At 58.3% G+C, this 21,460-nt stretch carries 22 protein-coding genes and 3 tRNA genes; 9 read left to right on the top strand and 16 right to left on the bottom strand.

Translation table 11 applies throughout. The annotated features are described in order from the left end of the window. Positions 1 to 5: 5 nt before the first annotated feature. Positions 6 to 179 (top strand): hypothetical protein, encoded by a 174-nt coding sequence (locus tag AC2VNM_RS02810; protein WP_483165381.1) that lies wholly within the window; start codon positions 6 to 8, stop codon positions 177 to 179. Here AC2VNM_RS02810 and trxA read toward each other — a convergent pair. After that, on the bottom strand, positions 176 to 550 hold the full coding sequence (gene trxA, locus AC2VNM_RS02805; RefSeq protein ID WP_486912826.1) for a thioredoxin: 375 nt from the start codon (positions 548 to 550) through the stop codon (positions 176 to 178). The genes AC2VNM_RS02810 and trxA overlap by 4 nt on opposite strands. 84 nt (positions 551 to 634) lie before the next feature. On the opposite strand from trxA, the gene xseA reads away from it, so the two are divergent. Continuing rightward, on the top strand, positions 635 to 1,975 hold the full coding sequence (xseA, locus tag AC2VNM_RS02800; RefSeq protein ID WP_483165379.1) for an exodeoxyribonuclease VII large subunit: 1,341 nt from the start codon (positions 635 to 637) through the stop codon (positions 1,973 to 1,975). 1 nt (position 1,976) lies between these two features. Beyond that, positions 1,977 to 2,813, top strand: a complete 837-nt coding sequence (locus AC2VNM_RS02795) for a hypothetical protein (protein ID WP_483165378.1) — start codon at positions 1,977 to 1,979, stop codon at positions 2,811 to 2,813. A gap of 21 nt (positions 2,814 to 2,834) precedes the next feature. Here the strand turns inward: AC2VNM_RS02795 and AC2VNM_RS02790 are convergent, their stop codons facing one another. The 5 genes from AC2VNM_RS02790 to AC2VNM_RS02770 form a co-directional block, all read right to left on the bottom strand. Further along, complete coding sequence (locus AC2VNM_RS02790; RefSeq protein WP_483167444.1) at positions 2,835 to 3,545, bottom strand: PilZ domain-containing protein; 711 nt, start codon at positions 3,543 to 3,545, stop codon at positions 2,835 to 2,837. Between the two features lie 104 nt (positions 3,546 to 3,649). Next, positions 3,650 to 4,582, bottom strand: a complete 933-nt coding sequence (gene motB / locus AC2VNM_RS02785; RefSeq protein ID WP_483165376.1) for a flagellar motor protein MotB — start codon at positions 4,580 to 4,582, stop codon at positions 3,650 to 3,652. Positions 4,583 to 4,585: 3 nt separating this feature from the next. After that, complete coding sequence (motA, locus tag AC2VNM_RS02780) at positions 4,586 to 5,446, bottom strand: flagellar motor stator protein MotA (protein WP_483165375.1); 861 nt, start codon at positions 5,444 to 5,446, stop codon at positions 4,586 to 4,588. Between the two features lie 12 nt (positions 5,447 to 5,458). Further along, entirely contained in the window at positions 5,459 to 5,959 is a 501-nt protein-coding gene (locus AC2VNM_RS02775) for a flagellar basal body-associated FliL family protein (protein ID WP_483165374.1), read from the bottom strand. A gap of 47 nt (positions 5,960 to 6,006) precedes the next feature. Further along, positions 6,007 to 6,417, bottom strand: coding sequence for a hypothetical protein (locus AC2VNM_RS02770; RefSeq protein ID WP_483165373.1), 411 nt, complete (start codon positions 6,415 to 6,417; stop codon positions 6,007 to 6,009). A 128-nt stretch (positions 6,418 to 6,545) separates the two neighbouring features. Between AC2VNM_RS02770 and AC2VNM_RS02765 the strand changes: the two genes are divergently transcribed. The 3 genes from AC2VNM_RS02765 to ppk2 are packed head-to-tail and all read left to right on the top strand — an operon-like array spanning position 6,546 to position 9,916. Further along, positions 6,546 to 7,451 (top strand): GGDEF domain-containing protein, encoded by a 906-nt coding sequence (locus AC2VNM_RS02765; protein WP_483165372.1) that lies wholly within the window; start codon positions 6,546 to 6,548, stop codon positions 7,449 to 7,451. 27 nt (positions 7,452 to 7,478) lie between these two features. After that, a complete protein-coding gene (locus tag AC2VNM_RS02760; RefSeq protein WP_483189525.1) occupies positions 7,479 to 9,086 on the top strand; it encodes a GGDEF domain-containing protein in 1,608 nt (535 codons plus the stop codon). Between the two features lie 56 nt (positions 9,087 to 9,142). Next, positions 9,143 to 9,916, top strand: coding sequence for a polyphosphate kinase 2 (gene ppk2 / locus AC2VNM_RS02755; RefSeq protein WP_483165370.1), 774 nt, complete (start codon positions 9,143 to 9,145; stop codon positions 9,914 to 9,916). 29 nt (positions 9,917 to 9,945) lie between these two features. Here the strand turns inward: ppk2 and rnr are convergent, their stop codons facing one another. After that, a complete protein-coding gene (rnr, locus tag AC2VNM_RS02750; RefSeq protein ID WP_483165369.1) occupies positions 9,946 to 12,180 on the bottom strand; it encodes a ribonuclease R in 2,235 nt (744 codons plus the stop codon). 38 nt (positions 12,181 to 12,218) lie between these two features. Here rnr and AC2VNM_RS02745 point away from each other — a divergent pair. From AC2VNM_RS02745 to AC2VNM_RS02735, 3 genes are all read left to right on the top strand, one after another. Next, positions 12,219 to 12,305 (top strand) — tRNA-Leu (locus AC2VNM_RS02745). A gap of 132 nt (positions 12,306 to 12,437) precedes the next feature. Further along, positions 12,438 to 12,950, top strand: a complete 513-nt coding sequence (locus tag AC2VNM_RS02740; RefSeq protein ID WP_483165368.1) for an AAA family ATPase — start codon at positions 12,438 to 12,440, stop codon at positions 12,948 to 12,950. A 26-nt stretch (positions 12,951 to 12,976) separates the two neighbouring features. After that, complete coding sequence (locus AC2VNM_RS02735; RefSeq protein ID WP_483165367.1) at positions 12,977 to 13,534, top strand: HdeD family acid-resistance protein; 558 nt, start codon at positions 12,977 to 12,979, stop codon at positions 13,532 to 13,534. 11 nt (positions 13,535 to 13,545) lie between these two features. Here the strand turns inward: AC2VNM_RS02735 and AC2VNM_RS02730 are convergent, their stop codons facing one another. The 9 genes from AC2VNM_RS02730 to clpX form a co-directional block, all read right to left on the bottom strand. Continuing rightward, on the bottom strand, positions 13,546 to 13,836 hold the full coding sequence (locus AC2VNM_RS02730) for an EscU/YscU/HrcU family type III secretion system export apparatus switch protein (RefSeq protein ID WP_483165366.1): 291 nt from the start codon (positions 13,834 to 13,836) through the stop codon (positions 13,546 to 13,548). Further along, positions 13,829 to 14,887 (bottom strand): flagellar hook-length control protein FliK, encoded by a 1,059-nt coding sequence (gene fliK / locus AC2VNM_RS02725; RefSeq protein WP_483165365.1) that lies wholly within the window; start codon positions 14,885 to 14,887, stop codon positions 13,829 to 13,831. The genes AC2VNM_RS02730 and fliK overlap by 8 nt, the downstream gene beginning before the upstream one ends. 23 nt (positions 14,888 to 14,910) lie before the next feature. Next, on the bottom strand, positions 14,911 to 15,720 hold the full coding sequence (locus tag AC2VNM_RS02720; RefSeq protein WP_483165364.1) for a flagellar brake protein: 810 nt from the start codon (positions 15,718 to 15,720) through the stop codon (positions 14,911 to 14,913). Positions 15,721 to 15,775: 55 nt separating this feature from the next. Further along, entirely contained in the window at positions 15,776 to 17,254 is a 1,479-nt protein-coding gene (locus tag AC2VNM_RS02715) for a peptidylprolyl isomerase (RefSeq protein WP_483165363.1), read from the bottom strand. A 79-nt stretch (positions 17,255 to 17,333) separates the two neighbouring features. Then, positions 17,334 to 17,410: transfer RNA gene (locus AC2VNM_RS02710), tRNA-Asp, on the bottom strand. 10 nt (positions 17,411 to 17,420) lie between these two features. Continuing rightward, a tRNA-Val gene (locus AC2VNM_RS02705) sits at positions 17,421 to 17,496 on the bottom strand. Positions 17,497 to 17,507: 11 nt separating this feature from the next. Beyond that, on the bottom strand, positions 17,508 to 17,837 hold the full coding sequence (locus tag AC2VNM_RS02700; RefSeq protein ID WP_483165394.1) for an HU family DNA-binding protein: 330 nt from the start codon (positions 17,835 to 17,837) through the stop codon (positions 17,508 to 17,510). Positions 17,838 to 17,916: 79 nt separating this feature from the next. Next, entirely contained in the window at positions 17,917 to 20,352 is a 2,436-nt protein-coding gene (gene lon, locus AC2VNM_RS02695) for an endopeptidase La (protein WP_486912825.1), read from the bottom strand. Positions 20,353 to 20,449: 97 nt separating this feature from the next. Continuing rightward, positions 20,450 to 21,460, bottom strand: a 1,011-nt coding sequence (gene clpX, locus AC2VNM_RS02690) for an ATP-dependent Clp protease ATP-binding subunit ClpX (RefSeq protein WP_486912824.1), incomplete at its 5' end; no start/stop codon positions are given.

The raw sequence follows: 21,460 nt of genomic DNA, 5'->3' as shown, positions 1-21,460 counted from the left end.
AGTCCGTGAAAAAACCCAAGCGATCTACCCTGCTGATGTTTTTGTTTTTAGTACTCTGGGCCGTAGCGATGGTAGCTCTGGTCGTCATCGGCTTCACCAATATCCAGCCCGCCGGCATCGGCAAGAGCGGGGCAGCACCGCAAGCCAGCGAGGCTGCCCCGTCCCACGGCGCGTCTTAGTGCTGCGCGCCGCCTTCCTGCGCGGCGATCTCCGCCCGCACCTGCTCCATATCGAGGACCTTGGCCTGCTCGATGACCTGATCGAGGGCACTGGCCGGTAAGGAGCCCGCCTGCGAAAAAATGCCGATCTGCTGTCGGAAGATGGTCAGGGTCGGAATGGAACGGATCTGAAAGGCACCCGCCAATTCCTGTTCTTCATCGGTATTCACCTTGCCAAAGACGACATCGGGATACTTCTCGGCAGCGGCCTCAAAGATGGGCGCGAAAGCCCGGCACGGGGCACACCAGGGCGCCCAGAAGTCCACCAGCACCAGTTCGTTGCCGGTAATGATCTGTTCGAAGTTATCCTGCGTCAGTTCTACCACGGCCATACGGCCTCCTTGTCTAGCGAGTGTAGGTTGACCTTAAGTCCCGCTCCCCGTAAGGTCAAGGAAAATCCTGATAACCGAGGACGAATGAGCGAGTTCGCCACGTCGCTGCCGATTCTCCGCGTGAGCGACCTCAACAGTGCCGTGCGGGAGATTATCGAGGGAAACTTTCCACCGCTGCGGGTGGAGGGCGAGATCTCCAATTTTGCCTGCCCCAGTTCCGGGCACTGGTATTTTTCGCTCAAGGATGCCCAGGCGCAGGTGCGTTGCGCCATGTTTCGCAATCGCAACGGGCTACAATCCTGGCGCCCGCGCGACGGGCAGCAGGTGCAGGTCCTCGCCCAGCCCACCCTGTATGAGGGACGCGGCGAATTCCAGCTCATCGTCGAACAGATGGAAGAACTGGGCGCCGGCAACCTGGCCGCGGAATTTCAGCGCATCAAAGACAAGCTCGCCGCCGAGGGGCTCTTTGCCAACGAGCATAAAAGGCCACTGCCGCAACATCCGCGCCGGGTGGCGGTGATCAGCTCGGCGACGGGGGCCGCCTGGCACGACATCCGCGTCACCCTGGCCAAGCGCTGGCCTCTGCTGGAGCTGTTACTCTACCCCGTTCAGGTGCAGGGGGAAGCAGCAGTGGCGCAGATCGTTGCCGCGCTGCAAAACGCCAATCGGCGCGCTCAGGAAGACCTCATCATTCTGGCCCGTGGTGGTGGCAGCGCCGAAGACCTGTGGTGCTTCAATGACGAACGCATCGCCCGTGCCATTCATGCCAGCGTCCTGCCAGTGGTGACCGGCATCGGGCACGAAATCGACTTTACCATTGCCGACTTCGTGGCCGATTGGCGCGCCGCCACACCCACCGCTGCCGCCGAACAGATCAGTCCGGATCGGGAGGAATGGGCACAGCGGCTTCGTCACCAGCGGCAACGGCTGCAGCGCAGCATGGAACGCCACTTGCGCGACGCTATCCTCGGCCTCGACTATCTCCGCGCCCGCCTGCGCAATCCCCTCACGGCGCTGCAGCAGCAGGAGCGCGAGGTCGCGCAGCTGCACAGCCGCCTGCGCCGGGAGATGCGAGCGCAGCTGATGCGATCAGAACAACGCCAGACTGCTCTCCAGGCCCGCCTGCGCCGTATCGATCCCCGCCAAACTATCGACCGCCATCTGGACCATATTGCGCGGTTGCGCGATCGTCTGCGTCTGAACATCCAGTACCAGCTGCAACAGCGGGAGCAAGAACTGGACCGGCGTCGTTTGCGGTTGCTGGCCCTGAATCCGGCCGCCGTTTTGGAGCGCGGTTATGCCATTGTGCGCGACAACCAGGGTACCGTTCTGCGCAGCAGCACAGATGTGGCCGTGGGTGCGCGCATCGATGTGCAGCTCTGGCGCGGGCACCTGCACAGCCAGGTACTGGAGCGGGAGGAATAGCGTGGCCTCGACCCTGCAGCCACATTCCGTGCCACCGGGCTGGTTCCGGCGCTGGGTCCGGGAGTCCTGGGCGTTACAAAGGGAGGCGCCCGTCGCTTTCATTTTTCTTTCGGGCTTGTTGATGCTGATCAACCTCAGTCACCAGCCACTGATCCTGACGATTCCCTTTGCCGGTCTGGAAACCGCCCTCATTTTCGCCACCGCCATGACCGTGGAACTGGGAGGCTGGGAAATCCGTGACCTGCTGCTTGCCTTTCGCGATCTGCCCTGGCTGCCCCTGCTTCGTCTGGGGCTGGTCCTCGCGCTGCTGGTCTTTGTCATTTTGTTAGTACTTTGGTCGCTACAACATTACCTGCAGGGGATTCTGGCTGATGACCATATTTCTTCGGCAGCCACGCTGAAAACCTTGCACACGAGCGGCTGGGCAAGGCTACCCTTGTGGCTGAAGAATCTCCTCAGCAACAGCCTGGGGAATGCGCAAACCCTGCTCGGCAATGTATTTTTGATGCTTTCAGTGGGTGCCGTCGTACTGGGGCTGGTACGGCAGGGCTATCTCGCCCTTCTCGCCGGCTTTCTGGCGGTATTGCGCAATGTACGGATCTGGCTGGTATTTCTGCTCGCCAGTCTGCTTCTGCAAGCAGGAATCAGCTATCTCGCCCATATTCTCCAGCAGGCCGCGGCGGCGGCCCTTGTCGCTGCCTTATCGGTCATGCTTCTGCTCTGGGTAGGACTCTTTGGCTGGTGTTTTGCCAAGGAAAGCTTTGGCTTGCCCAAACAGCGGCAGGCCCAGCGTCGGCGTGTTCCCAAGGCGCACGCCATCCCCAGCGTGCAGAACTAATTGCCACGCACGCAAGTTGCGTCAAGCGACTGGCCCCAGAATCCCCTGAAAAAAATCCGTCAGCTCATTTATGGCCTGCGGATTGGCGAATTGAAAGGCAAATCCGAGCAAGACAAACTCGGCAGCGCCGGCGATGCTCTTCTCCTCTGCGGGAGGATTGAGAGGGACCCGCCGCCGCAGCTCCGCCTGCCCTTTCCATTGCCGGGAGTCATTGCGACGCAGGACGATCTGGCCGCGATCACCCTCCTCACCAATACTGGTCTCTGGGGCTTGTTCACTCGATACATAAATACTCGCTAATAACCCGCCAAGGCCGATATCGACGACATCGCCGGAGACCAGTTCCTTCCCCTGCAGGTCATACCAGGTCGCGAGGACGGGACTGCTGACGGTATAGCGCAGATTCTTGCGCCCCTGACGGATCTGAATGCTGCTTGGGTAGGGGAAAAGCCAAACACCCGGTTCCTCTTCTTTGCCTTCCTGCAGGAGAAAATGGACTGAGCGTCGGGGCTCATAGTGGGCGACAAGGACCTTAGCATGCGCGCTACAGAAATTTTCGCAGGCAATAGTTACGCCCCGCGAAGAGAGTCGTACCACCCGACCAATCCCATGCATTCCTCGACGCAAGTCGCTGAGGGCAATCGCGCCACCACTCTCACGCAAATACAGCAGATATTCGACTATTGCATCATCGACCAGAACACCTCCCTGAGAATCAGGCTCACCTGTCATCGATCTTCTCCCTTGCGCTGGCTCCATCATGCGGATTTCTTCCTGACCACTGCCGATGATTTATCGGGACAGTATCACAGGAAACAAAATCGGAGAATGGAGAATCAGGAACGAGCCACGTCGACACTGCGCAGCGCATCGTTTGCCGAGGAAGGCGCACTCACATTCATCACCGCCTGCTGGTTTTTGATGATGCGATCGGCCGCTGTGTTGCTCAGCACCACGATGGTCACGCGACGATTGAGCGGGGAGTCGGGATTCTGACGGTCAAACAGCACCGCCGACCCCATCCCCATCACCCGCAGAATTTTGGCCTCCGCCAGACCATGCTGTACCATGACTTGCCGTACCGCGTTGGCCCGCCCTGCGGATAAATTGAAATTGCTGTACCCTTTGCCACCATTGAGATACTGCAAGGCATCCGTATGCCCGGTGATGCTGATCCGGTTCGGAAGGGTGTTGAGGGTGGGCGCGATGGCCTCAAAAATCGCACGCGCATAGGGCTCCAGATCGGTACTGCCATTGGGGAACATGGGTCTTTTGGCGCTATCCACCACCTGAATGCGTAAGCCCTCGGGCGTGATATTGATCAGCAGTTGTTTACGAAACGCGGCCAAGGCTGGATTCTCGCGGATCTGTGCCTCCAGTTCCTGTTGCAGGCGCGCCAGATTATGCCGATCGATCTCCTGCGCCTCGGCCCCCGGCGGCTGTGGACTGGGTAACACCTGCTGTTTCTCACCACGCTGCACCTGACCAACCGTCTTGTTCAGATTACTGCCGCCGCCATTCAGTATGGAATTGGACGACCCGGTCCCCGGCCCGCCCATGAGCGAGACACGCTCCGGGTTCTTGAACCAGTTGGCAATCCCTTGCAGCGTCGCCTTGGTGGTGGACCCCAGCAACCACATCAACAGGAAGAATGCCATGAGGGCGGTGATAAAGTCCGCGTAGGCAATTTTCCACGCCCCACCGTGGCTGCCTCCTCCCTTTTTGATCCGCTTGATGACAATCGGCTGGTCTTTTTTTCCCTCTGCCATCGCTTACTTGCCCTTCATTTCGCGCAGATGCGCATCGAGCTCCTGAAAGCTTGGACGCTCGGTGGAATACAGGACTTTCCGCCCAAACTCCACGGCGACCTGCGGCGGATAGGCATTCATGGTCGCCAGCAACGAGACCTTGATGGTCTCCAGCATTTTGCTGCTTTCTGCCGCGCGGTCTTCCATGCGCGCCGCAATTGGCGATACCACGGCATAGCCCAGCAGAATGCCGAGAAAGGTGCCTACCAAGGCGGCGGCAATCAGTTCCCCCAGCACTGCAGGCGGTTTATCCACCGAGCTCATCACATTGACCACCCCCATCACCGCCGCCACGATACCGAAGGCCGGCATGCCGTCCGCTGTCCGGGTCAGGGCATGGATAGGGACTTCCAGTTCCCGATGGTGGGTATCGATCTCCACGTCCATGAGATTTTCCATCTCGAAGGCGCCAAGGGTGCCACCCACCATCAACCGCAGATAGTCGGTAAGGAATTCCAGCACATGATGATCTGCCAGAATCGTTGGATATTTCTTGAATAACTCGCTGTTCTGCGGATCATCGACATCTGCCTCGATGGACATCAGTCCGCCTTGGCGAATGCGCCCGAAGATTTCGTTGAGGAGGCTCAGCAATTCCATGTAGGCAGCGCGAGTGTATTTGCTACCTTTGAGTGCCATCGGCAACATCTTGAGAACTGCCTTGAAACTTCTGGGAAAAGTGGAGGCAAAAAAGGCACCAAACGCGCCGCCAATGATCATCAGTGCCTCAAACGGCTGGATGAGCGCTGCGAGTTTGCCGCCTTCGGCCATGAAGCCGCCAAAGATGGCGCCGAGCGCAATCACATACCCAATGATGAGAAACATGCTTCTCCCCGCCTATTGGACGACAAAACTACTGAAATAGGCGGCCACGATGGGTGGATTCTTACTGTTTACCGGAGCAGACAACGCACCACCATCGGTTTCCAGAATCTGGTTGACATCGGCTTTGATCTTGTCCAGTAGTTGACCTCTAACCGCAGGATCGCTGACCTTGTCCGCCTGTTGTGCGGCAAGCAGTTGTAATACTTGATTCCTGATCTCTGGCCGATAGATCTGAATTTTTTTCTCCAGATCGGCGTCATAGGTCTTGAGCTCGACTTTTACCTGGATATAGTGTGTGCCTCCATCCCTACTTTGCAGATTGGTTACCAGCTCACCCAGGTCGATGAACTTGGTTTGCTGAGCACGCTGCTCCTGCAATTGCGCCTTGCTTGGCGCCGCAGTCGAGCGCAGCAGAAACCACCAGGCGCCGCCAGCGGCAACCAGCAGCAACAGGACGGCAATGACCGCCAGCAACATGATCTTTCCCTTGCCCGATTTTTCTTTTCCTGCCATCTTCCGTGTCGATCCCTGTCGTAAAAAGCCCCAACCATTCCCTTCCGCTAACCCAGCAATAGCGTTTCCGCGTCCTGCCCGCGCACAGCCATGCCCTCTCCCCACCATACCCGAGAGAGTGCCAGAAGAATTGCCGGGCACTGCTCCAACGCAGAGGTATCCGCAAAAATACGGGTATGGGCAAAACGCAATAACAGCAATCTACATAGTCGATCGGCAAGATTTTGCCGCTCTCTGGTCCAGTTTTCCGGTAATTGCAGTAGCTGATGCTGCACGATCCGCTCGGCATGGGCGAGCTCGGGCCAGGGCTCCAGGGCCACCGTATAGCCAGCACGCGTGCGCACCCGTCGCAAAGTCTGCTCAACGCCAAAGATGAATAGCGGTAAAGCATCATTATTTCTGCTGCCGGCTTCGCCGGCACCCTCAGACCTCTCACCTGCTTGCAAGTGGTTCAGCACGCCTCACCTCGCAGAAGTCAGCTATTGAGGTGAATAGCGACACACTTGGAGAATTTCTTGAATTCCTTCCTGACAAAGGTGGCACGACTTGTGCTTTTTGACCCATACCAACGGTGAAGGGAAATCTCATGGAAAAGCGCTCTTGGCAAAAACCGAAGTCCCCGCAGCTACGCGATGAGGATCAGGACATTGTTCTTGCCGCATTGGATCGGCTCATCAACGCCTGGAATGTCTATTGGTCTGCGTGGCTCGACCAAGCAGACACGCGGGAGGGGGAGCAGAAGCTCTTACAGGCTTTGCATGATCCAGAGCCAATCCTCCGGGAGGAAGATCGGAGAACATGGTCCTCGCTCGAACAGGCATGTCATGCCCTGTTACATGAGCTACGCGCCGATGCATCGTCAAAAAACCGACTGGACTTCTGCGACTGGACACTCCTGCAAAGGGTGACTCGCTTTCAAAACGACTGCTGGAATGCATTGCTCCAACGTCAGCGAGCGCAAAGTGAAGCGGATGCGCTGACTGGCCTGCCCAACCGCCGCCGACTGGCGCAGGATCTCCTGCGCCAGCAGGCGATGGTGCAGCGGGGTGCAGCCGTCTGCGTCGCGATCGTCGATCTCGACCATTTCAAGGCCTTCAACGACCAGTATGGTCACCTCGCCGGGGACCAGGCCTTGAGAGTATTGGCCGATTTTCTGCGTAGCTCCCTGCGCCCGTACGACGGCGTGTACCGCTTTGGCGGCGAGGAATTCATCCTGATTCTGCCTGGGATGACAGAATCCTGCGCGCTGCGGACGGCCAATCGACTCTGCGAACGCCTGCTTGCAAGTCGCCAATATTTTGACGATGGCAGCTCCTTTCGATTGAGTATCTCTATTGGCATTGCCGCCCTGACGGCAGATAGCTCCTACGAAACTGCCCTTGCTGCTGCCGACGCAGCACTCTACGCGGCCAAAGCAGAGGGACGTGGCAGGGCAAGATTAGGCTTTGCAAGGGCTTCCGAAAAGCAGCAACCCGCCGTATCATCGCGCTGATTCTCTCTGCTGCGCGGCTGGTAACTCATGACCGAACTCGATCCGAAAGAGGTTGGCCTTTCCGTCCTGAAGACCCTGCTGCAAGAAAATCTGTCCGCCGATCCCGACAACTATCGCCTCGTTTACCACAAATTATTTGGCACTGAAGAAGGCTTCACGCCCAAGAGTGCATTACCGGCTGATTGGCGGGAAACCCTTGGCAATTTTCTTCAGGAGTGGGATCGTAGCCAGGCTGGGCTTGCCCATATACAGAAGCTCCAGCAGCGCCAAGCGCTTCTGGCAAAAGCGCGGGACAGCGCAGAAATCTTCGCGGCCATGGCGAAACTCGTCGCGCGCTGGCGAGCTCTGCCGATGCGCGGCAGCGCCTGCGACGAGGAAAGCGGTGACAGCTCCGTTACCATACCGCAGATCTGGTTTCGTGGACTGCGTTCCGGCTTTGCCATTCCGTTGGAAAATGACGATCAAGGGCAGGCCATCATCGAGGCGATCGACAGGCTTGTAGGCGATACAGCCACGCCTGCTGAAGACCTTGTCCAATTGCTGCGAAACCTTTGGCATCTTCTGGAAGAGAAGGAGAGAGAAAAAGAACAAATTCAGGATATCTATCGCCGCGCTTTGCGCTTGCTATTTTCCTCCAGCGCCGAACTGTTTACCAAAACTCCCTGGTTTGGCGAACAACTCAAAAGCCTGGGCAAGGCATTCGACGCGCCCCCCGAAAGCGCCCTCCGCGCCCAGGAACTGCTTTCCGGCTTGAGCGAACTGCTCTACCGGCAGGAACAGCGCCAGGTACTCGTGAACGACGTGGATAAGACCCTGGAAGAGCTGTTGCAACTCGTTTTTCAGTATATCGAAAACCTGAGTGAAGGAAGCAGTGAAACCTATGCGGAATTTGTGCGCCTGAGCTCGGAGATAGAGCAGAGTGAAGATCCAACGCAAATTCGCCAGCTGGTGGGCCGCCTGGTCGAGCGCAGCCGCAGTTTACAGGACATGCTGCGCGAATCCCGTACTGCGCTGCGCGAGGCGCGTGCACAGTTGGAGACTGCCCGTAGCCGGGTGCAGGACATGGAGGAAGAGATCTCCCAACTCAATCTCCTGGTGCATGAAGACCCCCTGACCCACTTGCTCAATCGTCGCGGACTACATCTGGCCTTCGAGCGGGAATCAGCGCGATTGGCACGGCAGAATGGCGTCCTGAGCATTGCCCTGCTGGACCTCGATCATTTCAAAAAGATCAACGATCACTATGGTCACGAAACCGGCGACGAAGTTCTGCGCCATTTTTCCCGACTCCTGCGCCAGAGCCTGCGTGCTGAAGATGCCATTGCGCGCTATGGAGGAGAGGAATTTGTCATTCTCATGCCCGGTGCCGATCCCGATACCGCCATACAGATTTTGCGGCGTCTACAAACTTCCCTACAGGCGCAGCCACTACTGACCGGCAAACAGCAGGGAATCGTAGTAAGTTTCAGCGCCGGGGTAGTGGGGTGGAGCCCCGCTACCAGCCTGGAAACGGCCCTTGCTGACGCCGATGAGGCCCTGTATCGGGCAAAAGGAGATGGACGCCAGCGGATTTATCGCAGCCTAGGCCAGTCTGCGCCCAGTTCTCTACAGCCGGATCGTACAAAGTCTACTTGACGCCACCCTCCCCGCGCCCTACAAATAATGGGACAGGCGCATCCGAGGAACAGAAAATGAACAAGAAGGCAGAGAAGTCCCAGCAATACAAGGAAGAACTACGGCTGCTGCAAATCGAACTCGTCAAGCTGCAACGGCATATCATCCAGCGTGGCGACAAGATCCTGATCCTTCTCGAAGGACGCGATGGCGCAGGCAAGGACGGCAGCATAAAGCGCATCACCGAACACCTGAGCCCACGGGAAACCCGCGTCGTCGCCTTACCCAAACCGTCGGACCGCGAGCAGACGGAATGGTATTTTCAACGCTACATCGCACACCTGCCGGCGGCAGCGGAATTCGTGCTCTTCAATCGCAGTTGGTACAACCGCGCTGGCGTCGAACGGGTCATGGGGTTTTGTACGGAAAAGCAGCTGGAAGAATTTTTTCAGGAAGTTGGGGTATTGGAGGGCATGCTGATGCGCTCCGGCATCCACCTGCGCAAGTTTTATCTGGACATCACCCGCAAAGAACAGAAGGCCCGCTTGGCAGCCCGGGAAGACGATCCACTGAAACAATGGAAAACCAGCCCCATCGATCAACAGGCGGTCAAACATTGGAAGGACTATTCCAAGGCGCGCAACGAGATGTTTGCGCGTAGCCACAGCACCCTCTGCCCCTGGACCATCGTCCGCGCCGACGATAAGAAAGTGGCGCGCCTACAGATCATAAAGGAAATCCTGTTGCGTCTGGATTACGACGGCAAGGATGTGGATCTGGTCAGTCCGGATCGCAATGTCATTTTCGACTACGACCCGAGCTATCTGGAAAACGGCAGCATCGCCCCATAGCCTGGGGCAAAACACTGCCTTGGTCGGCATCAAACGCGCCGACGACGGCGCCCCGCTCCTTCCTCGCCCTCGGCCAGCACACGCTCGAACTCGATCTTGCGCTCGTCCAGATTCACCTGCACTAGGCGCACGCGCAATTCCTCCCCCAGCTGAAAGACTTCCCCGCTGCGCTCGCCGACGATGCGATAGTGTTTGGCATCGAAATGGTAGTAGTCGGCACCCAGGGTGCTGATGTGTACCAGCCCCTCCACGTAGGCCTCGCGCAACGCAACAAAGAGACCAAAGCCCGTCACGCCGGTGATGATGGCGGAATATTCATTGCCAACTTTATCGAGCATGAATTCGCATTTGAGCCATTGCACGGCCTCGCGGGAGGCCTCGTCGGCACGGCGCTCGGTCATCGAGCAGTGCTGTCCCAGCTCTTTCAGCTCCACCAGCGCAGGTGTTCGGACCGGGCGTCCAGCCGCTGCGGCATCCAGCATTTCCTGAATGCCGCGGTGGATCAGCAGGTCGGGATAGCGGCGAATGGGCGAGGTAAAGTGCGTGTAAGCGGGATAGGCCAGGCCAAAATGCAGACTGGTATCCACGGTATAAAAGGCCTGCGACAGACTGCGCAGGATGATGGTCTGGATCAGGGTGGCGTCGGCGCGCTCGCGGGTGGCCTCGATGATCTGCGCCAGATCCGCACTGCGTGGACGCGCTGGCAGGCGTACCGGGACGCCCAACTCGCCAAGAAAACGGCGCAGATCTTCGATCTTGTCGGCATTCGGTTCTGGATGTACCCGATACAGCATGGGAAATTGATGAATGCGGAAATACTGCGCCGCACAGACGTTGGCGGCCAGCATACACTCTTCGATCATGCGATGCGCGATGTTACGCTGTAACGGCACGATGGCCTCGATCCGCCCCTGCTCATTGTAGAGAATCCGGCTCTCCTGACTGTCGAACTCGATGGTGCCACGTTCTTCCCGTGCCTTTGCCAACGCGGAATAGAGCGCGTGCAAGGTCTGCAGATGGGGAAGCAAGGCGGCATCTGCCCCTTCGGCGGGCGTCTCGCCAGCCAGGAGCTGCGCCACTTCATCGTAGGTAAAGCGCCGCTGGGAACGCATCACCGCACGCGCAAAGCGAAAACGCTGCACCTCCCCATTGTCGGCGATTTCCATCTCACAGAGCATGCACAGGCGATCTACCTGCGGATTCAGGGAGCACAGGCCATTGGAAAGCACCTCGGGGAGCATGGGAATGACGCGGCGCGGGAAATAGACCGAATTGCCCCGCCGTCGCGCCTCCTGGTCGAGAGCTGACCCCAGTTGTACGTAACTCGCCACATCGGCGATGGCCACAAAGAGGCGGAATCCGCTCTCCCCCATCCGCTGCGCGTACACAGCGTCGTCAAAATCTTTGGCGTCGGCCCCATCGATCGTCACCAGCGGCAGGTCGCGCAAGTCGTAGCGCCCCAGCTTCATTTCTTCCGGGACCTCCGGCGCGATGGTGGCGGCCTCCTGCTCGACTGCCTCCGGCCACTGGAACGGTAGACCGTAGCTGCGCACGGCGATCTCGACCTCCATACCCGGGGCCATGTGTTCACCAAGTATCTCAACGATGCGTCCCTCGGGGAGATTGCGCCCGTCGGGATAGGTTTCAATCTGCAGCACAACAATCTGGCCGTGTACCGGCGCCAGCTCTCCCGCGCCGGTTACCACGAATTCCTGGCTGAGCCGACGGTCTTCCGGCAGCACGTAACGGCTTTCTCCCTCCGCATGGTAGCGTCCCACCACCTGGGTCAGGGCATGTTCGAGTACGCGCACGACGGAACCCTCGAGGCGCCCGCGCCGATCCTCACCAATTACCCGACCGAGAATAAGGTCGCCATGGAACACCTTGCGCATCTCCCGGGGGGAGAGAAACAGGTCCTTGCCACCATCGTCGCGCGAGAGAAAACCGAAGCCATCGGGGTGGGCGATCACGGACCCGCGGATCAGCTCCATCGCTTCTGCGAGCCCATAGGCTCCACGCCGGTTGCGCAGTAACTGGCCATCACGCTCCATGGCGCGCAGGCGCCGCCGTAGCGCCTCCTGATCCTCCTCCGCAACCTCCAGGTCTTCGATGAGATCTTCCAATCGGGCGGGATGCCCCAATCCCTCCAGGTAACTCAGAATAAACTCGCGACTGACGATGGGGCGCTCATATTTTTCTTTTTCCCGCTCGTACATGGGATCCCGATCTGGCAGGGACAGGCTGGGCGACTCTTGCTCCGGCATTGACAAAAACTCCTTGTTGGTAGATGATGCGCGCTATTGCCGAGGTGGCGGAATTGGTAGACGCGCTAGGTTCAGGTCCTAGTGAGCGAAAGCTTGTGCTGGTTCGAATCCAGTCCTCGGTACCACTCTCCTAGAATTTTTTTGGTCATTTCATTCAATGTTTGCAAGCTGACTTGCCTTACTATCCCTGAAGGCGAGTCTTTTGTCCATGCGTCTGCAGGTTGCAGTCCGGGCAATCACCTACGAAGAAACCATCGATGAATCCGGAAATTTTAGTACTTTTTACGGTAGGAACCAGCGCCTCTGGCAAATCAACCTGGGCACAGGATCTTGGCAAGCGCTTTCCCCACCTGCAAATCGCAATCCTCGAACGCGATCAACTGCGCCGCGCGCAATACGACAAAAATCATGACACGGCGTTCTCCTGGACTGGCTGGGATGTTGGGCAAGAAAGCGAAATTCAGAAGCAATGGGTAGAGCAAGTGCGCCGTCTGCTGGATGCAGATGTGCTGGTTCTGGCCGATACCCACATCGATCCCGAGCAGTTGGCGCGCGAGGCGACCCTCCTGTGCGAGATGGGAGTGCGCGAAATGGCATTGCAATATTTTCCCGCTCAGCCTTTGGTCGAACTGATTCGCAAAGACCAGGGCCGCTCTTATCCGGTGGGGGCTGCAGTCTTGCGCGAGCAGATCCAGCGGCTTCAGCCCCAAGATGCCTACTGGCAGGCGTTGGAGGCTGCAGAAGCCAGCTGTGCTAAGCTGAAGGAATAAATCATCGCCAGCGGAGGAGTCCCAGCATGAACCTCAGACCGCCAGATCTCTCCACAATCGTCGAGGCAGAGCAGAAACGCCTGGGAAAATTTGCCCGCCCAGTCGCCGTCCTTCTTATCGTGGTGGGCATCATTGGCCTCATCAGCCCGGTATTTCTCTCCACCCTTACCGTTGGAATTGTCGCCGCCATCTTGATTCTCGGCGGAGCTTTCTGGTCCGTGCACCTCTACGGCGATAGTCAACGGCATTTCTCCGACTGGCTACGGCCCCTGCTCTTGCTTATCACCGGTCTCATCATCGTCTGGGAACCGGCCGCCGGGATTGCCAGCCTCGGCCTGCTGTTCATTCTCTATTTTCTGTTGGATGCCTACCGGAATTTTACCGCTCATCAACGCTCCGGGGGACTGGGCCGCCCTTGGTTCATCTTCAGTGGCATCGTCGATGTCTTGATCGCCCTGTTGTTTCTCCTCACCTGGCCCCGGGGCTCCATAGTTTTGGTGGGCATTTTTGTGGGCATCAACCTGATCTTCGATGGCATTGCCTTGCTGCTGCTCAGTCGGCTCCTGAAAGGAAACGGCAGATAAACACGGTGCTCCTATCTGGAGCGAGCGGAATGATCCTGCTCCAAACGATACACCCACGCCAATAATTCGGCCACCGCTTGGTATAATTTTGGTGGAATTTGTTGATCCAGATCCAATTGCATCAATAAGCTGACTAACTCCTGCGAGTGGTGCACATAGATCCCTGCGGATTCTGCGGCGGCGATGATCTGCTCGGCAATCAGTCCTTGCCCCTTGGCCACCAGGGTCGGCGCCGCATCACCGGCCTGATAGCGGAGCGCCGCGGCAGCTTTTTTGTGCTTCGGATCGACCGTTTCAGCCATTTTCCGCTTCGAGGCGGATATTTGCCTGCAATCCCAGCAGTTCCAGCGCCGAGCGCAATTCTTCGAGTTTGGCGTGTAGACTCTTCAGAATCTGTGATGACACTTGCATCCGTAAGCTCAGATTGTCACCACGCAGGCGCATGCGTGCGTCGAGGTGCCCCAAGGAGGGAAGATCCATTTCCAGTCGGCTCTCCCAAGAGCTCAGCTCTTCCACGGCAAGCACTTTGCCATCCTGGGCATCCTCGTGGCGACGGCTTACCTTCCAGGTAGCGTTTTGCCCGGGCCACACCGCCACGTTCCAGAGCAATTGCTGCTGCATCAGTACCTGCCCCTGCTGCTGCAGCACGGGATGCAGCGCCGCTGGCACGGTAAAGGCAGAAGAACCCTGGGCCGCCACTTGTGCGTAGACCCCCAGCGCCTGTTGCGCCTGCGCCAAACGAAACGGAGCAGGACTGAGCGAGGACAAGGCTTCCGCCCCACCGTTCGCCATGTCGCTATGAAGCAATGGGCTCAATTTTCCCTGCGGCTCCTGGAGCAAGCGTTGCGAAGGATAATTTCCCTGCGCCCAGGCCTGTAGATGACTTTCATAAAACATCCCGCTGCTTTCCACGCCGCTCTGCAGAGAAGCGGCGAGAGATGAAGCCAGAATTTGTCCGCCAGAATTGGCGCCAACCAAGGCGAGGGTTGCTGGAGCGGATGCAGGCGCCGCCGCGAACAGTGTTCGGAGAAGAGGCGACAGACTGGTTGCTGCGGAGGAAGATGTACCCTGGGGCTGCAGCAGGAGAAACTTGGCTTCCTCCTCTCCACCCAGGTACAGCAGGGAGAGCTGCCGCAGAGCCGTTGGCCAGCGTTGCGGGAGCTGCATCAGAAAATCCTGGCCACGAATGCGGACCAGACTCAGCTGACCGGATTGACCAATGATTTGTCCGGTCAACAGGGTACCGGCTGAAGTATGCGCCGAAAAGCCTCGATCCGCGCTACCGCCGTCCGGCAGGGCGCGGCCCTGCACGGGACGCAGGGCATCTAGAACTCGGGGCAGATCAGCGGACATTGGCACCCCTCATGGCCACCAGCTCAACCCCGCCACCAGCGACGCAGCTTTCGCCGCAGACTCGCCGGTTGCTCAGCGGTTACGCTGGTTCTCCCACTGCCGAGACCAATGCCCAGGCCCTTGAGAATTTCGCGATCGCGGCTTTGGACATATTGCGCGATGCCTTCCCGGATCGTGGCGGACATGTCTTGAAACTCCAGACCAAGCACCAGGGCATCGCCACGCTGACTGTGCAGATCAGTAAAGCGGGCGATCGCCGACAGCGAGAGTTCATTGCCGCCGCGCAGCTGAAAGCGGACGTCAGGAAAGTGCTCTCCTGCCTGAACGGGAAAATCTCGCGGCGCCGGCCGGAACAGGGCACGCATACCGCCCACACTGATGTCCTGCATTGTGCCCAGCAACGTTTCGGCTCCTTGACGGGAGATCATTACCTGATCGGGATCGCCGACTGCCGGCGGCACCCGATAGAGCTGCCGCCTCTGCATCTGATAGAGGGCCTCGGGAAAATCCAGGATCAGCTCCTCCGGGCCTCGTTCGCGCAGATTCGAACGAAAGCCGGTGATCACGCCATCAATACGCGCCAGCAGTACTACCGAGGTCCCCGGCTGGATTTGCGCCGGCAGGTCGAGAGGTAGATCCAATACCAAGCTGCCAGAATCGGCATTAGGAAGCAGCATGGAGGTGTAACTGCGATCACGCTCCGCAAAGAATAGGGTACAGAAAAGGTGCTCACGGATAATGCGCTCGATTATTTGTAGCGCCTTGCTTCCCGCCCCAATCTGGTATTCTTTGCTGAACAGCTCGTGATGCAGATTCTCAAGACTCTCCGACACCCCGCTCTCCTCCCTCTACGGATGAACATCTAATTTCTACAAATTTCCGTGAAGATCATCCAATTGCCTGTCGTAGATTACTTTGATAGATCTTTACCTTTCCCTGATCGCGCAGGGCCCGCAGGTAGGCTCGACTCAGCAGCCGCAGCCGTTGCTCAGCCAGGGACTTCTGAATTTCATCACGCACCGAAGGATTGAGCAAATCGGGACTGGGCAGGACCACCCCGGCAACCGCGTACAAGGTGCTTGCCGATGCATCCTCCAGCGATCCCACAGTGACCTTACCGCTGGCAGGGGCCGCTGCCAGGAATATTTTCTGGAGCAACGGCGATGACAGGCCATGCGCGTCCCGGCGGGAGATTTCGGGATAATGCACGAGCTCTGCGGAATATTCCTTTTGCCAGGAAGCGATACTCTGTTCCTTGCGTGCCGTTGCCAGCAATTGCTTGGCCTCTGCCAGGCGCATCTTGGCCGCTTGCTGCTGGAGCACGGCACTGCGGACTTGCGTTTCCACTGCCTGCAGGCTCCGTGCCTGGGCAGGCTGGTAATGCATCAGGTGCAGTGCCAGCAGATCGCCGTTGGCAAGTCGCAAGGCGCTGCTGTTCTTGCCGGCGCGCACCGCCGCACTGAAGGCCAGCTTGACGGCTGCCGGGTCAGCGAATACCCCGGTACCGGCTTTTCCTTCCTCCAGAAGGCCGCTCGGCTCTGGCGTCAGGTGGTATTGCTTGGCCACCGCTTGGAGATTTGGGCTACTGAACAGCAGGTTTTTGAAGTTGTCGACCTGTGCTTCGAATTGCAGCTCGTCGGCAAAGTCCTTCTTCCCAAGAACGATGTACTGTACCTGAAGTTGCGCGGGCTGCTGGAATTCCGCCTTATGGGCCTGGTAATACTGGTCGATCTCTGCCGCACTTGGGCGCACCTGGGCAATGAATTGCCCATTGTGCAGGGTCAATAAGTAGACATCGCGGTATTCCTGGGACCACTGCCAGACTTGTTGTGCCTCCTGGGGCGAGGCACTGGCGAGGATCTGGGGCAGGGCTTGTAATTGCTCCAGCAGCATCCCCTGGCGTAATTGTGCCTCGAACTGCGCGGGAGTCAGACCATTTTCGTTGAGGAGCTGATCATAACGGGCTCGGGAAAACTTCCCGTTCTCTGAAAAAACTGGCATGGCGACAATCTTGGCGCTCAGGGCGCTGTCGGGTACCTGCAGATGCAGCTTGCTCGCCTGGTGCGCCAGCAGCAGATCGTCGATCATGCTATCGAGAACCTGCTGCGCGAAGGCTGGGGTCTTGGTCACTTTGCTAGCCGTGTCACTGCCAAAAACATGGGCGTACTGCTCTTTCGCCTGTTGCAGACGGTGTTGAAAGATGCTGCTGCTGATCTTTTCGCCGTCCACTTTGGCGACCACCTCGGTGGAATCGCCTTGGTTGAATAGGTAGCCGCTCACGCCCCAAAGGATAAAAGACAAACCAATGACGAGCATCCCGATTTTTGCCACCCAGGATTGGGCCAGACCGCGAAAGACATCAAGCATAGAAAAACCTCAAAGGTGTGGACTATCCGTAAGCACCGAGACATAAAAAAAGGCGACCCCATCGGGGTCGCCTGCGTTGTGGCGGGGTGGACGGGGCTCGAACCCGCGACCTCCGGCGTGACAGGCCGGCATTCTGACCAACTGAACTACCACCCCACAAGGGCTGTGGTGGGCGGTGAGGGGCTCGAACCCCCGACATTCGGCGTGTAAAGCCGACGCTCTACCAACTGAGCTAACCGCCCGACCAGAAGACCTAGTTTACTGCATCCCGAAGCGCTTTTCCAGCCTTGAACTTGGGCGAGCGGCTGGCAGGGATCATGATCTCTGCTCCCGTGGCGGGGTTACGCCCCTTGCGTGCCTCACGCTCAGCAACCATAAAGGAACCAAACCCGACCAAGGTTACCTGGTCACCGGCTTGCAGGGCCTCGGTAACGACTTTGATCGCTGCATCGAGGGTGCGGCTGGCTGCAGCGCGGGATACGTCGGCTTCTTCTGCAATTTTCTCGACCAATTCGGATTTGTTCATATTCCTTGTCTCCTGAGTGTGTACTGTAAGGCTTGACGATTGAGGCCAGAGTTTTATAACAGGACAAAAAAAGCGCTGTCAAGAACAGCTGCAAAAATAAACCGCCCCAGATTTATTTCTGGGGCGGCAATTAGTTTCAGTGCGCCGCGCCACGTTTGCCGGTGCCTTCCTCGACCGGAACTGCGGCCGCCGCCACGGCGCCCTCTTCATTGGCCGGTACCGGTTCAGGCATCCGTTCCAGGGCAATGGCAAAGACCTCGTCTATCCAGCGCACCGGTTTGATGGTCAGGGCATCGCGCACGTTTTTGGGAATATCCTGCAGATCCTTTTCATTCTCTGCCGGGATCAGCACGGTGCTGATGCCACCGCGATGTGCTGCCAGCAGTTTTTCTTTCAATCCACCAATCGGCAGCACTTCGCCACGCAAGGTAATTTCACCGGTCATAGCCACACTGGCGTGCACCGGGATACCGGTCAGCGCCGAAACCAGGGCCGTGACCATACCGATACCGGCACTCGGACCATCCTTGGGGGTGGCACCTTCCGGCACATGAATGTGCACATCCCGGTTCTGATAGAAATCCGGGGCAATACCGAGAATACCGGAACGGGCGCGCACCACGCTCATCGCTGCCTGGATCGACTCCTGCATGACGTCGCCCAGCTTGCCGGTGATCAGCAACTTACCCCGTCCCGGGACCACCACCGCTTCAATGCTGAGCAGTTCGCCACCTACTTCCGTCCAGGCCAGGCCAGTGACTTCGCCGATGCGATTCTCTTTCTCGGCCTTGCCAAAATCGAAGCGCTGAACGCCAAGATACTTGTCGAGATTGCGCTCACTGATCTGTATCTTGCGGCGTTTTTTGTCGAGGAGCAGCTCCTTGACCACTTTGCGGCAAAGGCGCGCCAGTTCCCGTTCGAGATTCCGCACCCCAGCTTCGCGGGTGTAATGACGGATGATATCCCGAATCACGGCCGTCGAGATCTGGATTTCGTCCTTCTGCAAACCGGCCTTCTCAATCTGCTTGGGCAGCAGGTACTGATTGGCAATGTGGATTTTCTCGTCTTCGGTATACCCCGAGATGCGAATCACCTCCATACGATCCATCAGCGGTGCCGGGATATTGAGGGTATTGGCAGTGGTGACGAACATGACCTCGGACAGATTGAAATCCACCTCCAGGTAATGATCGTTGAAGGTGTTGTTCTGCTCCGGATCGAGGACTTCGAGCAGGGCCGAGGCCGGATCGCCGCGAAAATCCATGGCCATCTTGTCGACTTCGTCGAGCAACATCAGCGGGTTGCGGGTACCCACCTTGGACAGGCTCTGCACGATCTTGCCAGGCAAGGCGCCGATGTAGGTGCGGCGATGCCCGCGGATTTCCGCTTCATCGCGAACGCCGCCGAGGGACATGCGCACGAACTTGCGCCCCGTCGCTTGCGCGATGGAACGGCCCAGACTGGTCTTACCCACCCCTGGCGGGCCCACCAGACAGAGGATCGGGCCATGGCTGTTGCCGACCCGCTGCTGCACTGCGAGATATTCCAGGATCCGCTCTTTCACGTCTTCCAGGCCGTAGTGATCGGCATCCAGAATCTCCTTGGCATGGGTCAGGTCCTGGGTGATCTTGCTGCGCTTCTTCCACGGCACGGCAACGAGCCAGTCGATGTAGTTGCGCACCACGGTGGCTTCCGCCGACATCGGGCTCATCATGCGCAGCTTTTTCAGCTCTGCCTCGGCCTTGGCGCGCACGTCCTTGGGCATACCGGCCTTCTGGATCTTGCGCGCCAGCTCGTCGGCCTCGTTGCCGCCCTCCTCCGACAGATCCCCCAGCTCCTTTTGAATGGCCTTCATCTGCTCGTTGAGGTAGTACTCACGCTGGCTCTTTTCCATCTGCCGCTTGACGCGACCGCGAATCCGCTTTTCCACCTGCAACAGATCGATCTCGGATTCCATCATGCCGAGCAGATGTTCGAGCCGCGCACGGGTCTCGGCCTTTTCCAGGATGTCCTGTTTCTCTTCGAGCTTGAGGTTGAGATGGGCGGCCACGGTGTCGGCCAGGCGCGCCGGATCGTCGATGCTCGCGAGGGTTTGCAGGATCTCGGGCGGGATCTTCTTATTGAGTTTGACGTAGGCCTCGAACTGCGCCTGCACCGAACGCACCAGGGCCTCCAGCTCGCGGTCATTGGCGGTGCCGGAACGAACCACGGCAATCTGCGCGCGCAGGGTCCCTTCTGCCGGCAGAAAGGCCTGGATACGGGCCCGGTCGGTACCTTCCACCAGCACCTTCACCGTGCCATCCGGCAACTTCAGCAGTTGCAGAATGGTAGCGACCGTTCCCATGCGGAAGATCCGCTCCGGCTCGGGATCGTCATCGGCGGCGTTGCGCTGGGCAACGAGCAGGATCTGCTTGTCGCCGGCCATGGCGTCCTCCAGGGCGCGGATGGATTTTGGCCGTCCGACAAAGAGAGGGATGACCATAAAGGGAAACACCACCACGTCGCGCAGGGGCAGGACGGGGACGATGAGGGATTCTTCGCTCAATAGAGAACTCGTTTTGGATTCAGCCACGCTTCACTCCAGGGTAGCGGGGAAGAAAAACTCTCCCCATGGGAGGAGGAAATGGGGGCCGACGCTGTAGTTTTCAACAGCGTCGGATCAGGAAGGTTCAGGCAGGGTGAGAAGCATCCACCTTGGCCGCTTCGTCGTAGACCAGTAGCGGCTGGTTGCCACTTTCGACGACTCCGGCATCGATCACCACCTTTTTGATACCCGACATGGAGGGTAGCTCGTACATGGTATCGAGCAAAATATGCTCGAGAATCGAGCGCAGTCCACGTGCACCGGTCTTGCGCGTGAGGGCCTTCTTGGCAATGGCGCGCAGAGCCTCGGGGCGGATCTCAAGCTGGATGCCCTCCAAGGCAAAGAGCTTTTGATATTGCTTGACGAGGGCATTCTTGGGCTCGGTAAGGATCGTCACCAAGGCATCTTCGTCCAGCTCTTCGAGCAGGGCGATGATGGGCAGACGACCGACAAACTCCGGGATGAGTCCATAGCGCACCAGATCCTCAGGCTCGAGATTTTCCATCATCGTCGCCATGGCCAAGTTTTCGTTACCCTTCTTGATCTTGGCCCCAAAGCCGATACCGCCCTTCTCCAGGCGGCTGGCGACGGCCTTTTCCAGGCCGGCAAAGGCACCACCACAAATGAAGAGGATATTGCGGGTATCGACCTGCAAAAACTCCTGCTGCGGGTGCTTGCGGCCACCCTGCGGCGGCACCGAGGCGACCGTGCCTTCGATCAATTTGAGCAGGGCCTGCTGCACTCCCTCCCCCGACACATCACGGGTGATGGAGGGATTTTCGGATTTGCGGGAAATCTTGTCGATTTCATCAATATAGACGATGCCCGTCTGCGCCTTCTCAACGTCGTAATCGCACTTCTGCAGCAGCTTCTGGATGATGTTTTCGACATCTTCACCGACATAACCGGCCTCGGTCAGGGTCGTGGCATCGGCCATGGCGAAGGGGACATTGAGCAGGCGCGCAAGGGTTTGCGCCAGCAAGGTCTTGCCCGAACCAGTGGGACCGATAAGCAGGATATTGCTCTTGTCGAGCTCCACATCACTACCCGACCCGCCATGTTCAAGACGTTTGTAATGGTTGTACACCGCTACCGA

Source organism: Acidithiobacillus sp. TH-A67 (assembly GCF_057473545.1).
Note: the sequence above shows the minus strand (reverse complement) of the source record. Positions and strands in the feature narration are given on the sequence as shown.